This window comes from Thiohalocapsa halophila (genome assembly GCF_016583825.1).
GTDB lineage: Bacteria > Pseudomonadota > Gammaproteobacteria > Chromatiales > Chromatiaceae > Thiohalocapsa > Thiohalocapsa halophila.
Map to the genome: position 1 here is coordinate 1 of NZ_NRRV01000190.1, position 1,301 is coordinate 1,301.

1 protein-coding gene is annotated in these 1,301 nt (G+C 56.3%); it reads right to left on the reverse strand.

Annotated features, from left to right (window positions below; genetic code table 11):
• A partial coding sequence (locus CKO31_RS25895; protein WP_200243746.1) for a heavy metal translocating P-type ATPase occupies nt 1-1,301 on the reverse strand: 1,301 nt, incomplete at both ends.

A 1,301-nucleotide genomic window follows, 5' to 3' on the forward strand; every position in this document is an offset into this window, starting at 1 on the left:
CGTAATGACACCCGGGATGACTGAGTTCAGATAGTTCCCGCGCATACCGTCCTCGAAATCCTTGGATATTTCGAACAAGGTTTCCAGTTTTTGCAAGTCGCCATCCATCAAAATGACTTGAGCAGTGTCCGTAGCCGCAGTAGACGCCCCTTTCAGCGAGACCGAAACATTGGCTTGCTTTAAAGCGATCGCGTCGTTGATACCGTCCCCGACAAACGCGACGAATCGACCACTCTCACGCAATTGCGATATCACTGCCGCCTTCTCCGCCGGCAGCGTTTCCGAGAAGTAATACTTGATGCCCAGTTGCGCGGCAAGCCGACGCGTGGGCTCCTCATGATCTCCGGAAATAATATAGGTATCGATACCCTGCCCGCCCAGGTATTCGACCATTCGCTTCGCTTCCGGGCGGACGCCGGGCTCAAGCTCTATCACACCCGCCAGATTGTCGTCCACTGCAACATACACCAGAGAACTGCCCTGGGCGTCGGACGCCCGCTGCAGCTCGCGAATACCATCTTCCAGGCGAATCGCCTGCTGTTCCATGAAGCGGGAGCTGCCGACCTTTATCGTCTTCTGGCCCAAGGTGACTTCAATCCCGTAGCCAATCCGGTATGACGCGTCATCGATATAGGGGATTTCCAGCCCCTGGTCCTGCGCCGCTGCCCAGATCGCTTTGGCGATTGGATGGCTTTGGCGACGCTCGGCAGCTGCTGCGTAAGCAAGAACAGTTGCTTTATCAAGTGATCCGACAACATACATGCCTCCGAGCCTCGGTTGGTCGGCGGTCAGCGTGCCCGTCTTGTCGAAGACCACCGTGTCGATTTGTTGCACCATCTCCAAAGAGCGACCGTCTTTGATCAGCACCCCGTTTTTGGCCATGATGTGGAGGAAATTCAGCACGGTGATCGGGCCATACAGCTTCATGTTGTAACCAAATCCGGACCAAAGAATACCCATTGCGGCGCTTGGCCCAAGCAAAGGAAGGCTGAGGCTGCTCACGAACAGCGTCGGCGCGATAAAGCCGTCCGCGATTACCTTTCCCCGCAGCCTGACACTCTCTTTGTAGAGCTGTGTGTGTTCGAGGATGTGGCCTACACTTGCCGCGTTGGTGTCTGAACCTGTTGCCTCTGCCTGAATGTGTAGGCGACCGGAAAGTACGAGTGTCGTTGCGAAAACCTTGCTGCCGACCTCGACTTCAGCGGGTTGGGATTCGCCGGTCAAGCCGTGCTGGTCGACACTAGCCAAACCCGAGATCACGCGACCGTCAACCGGTATCGTTTCGCCGGCATTGACTACGA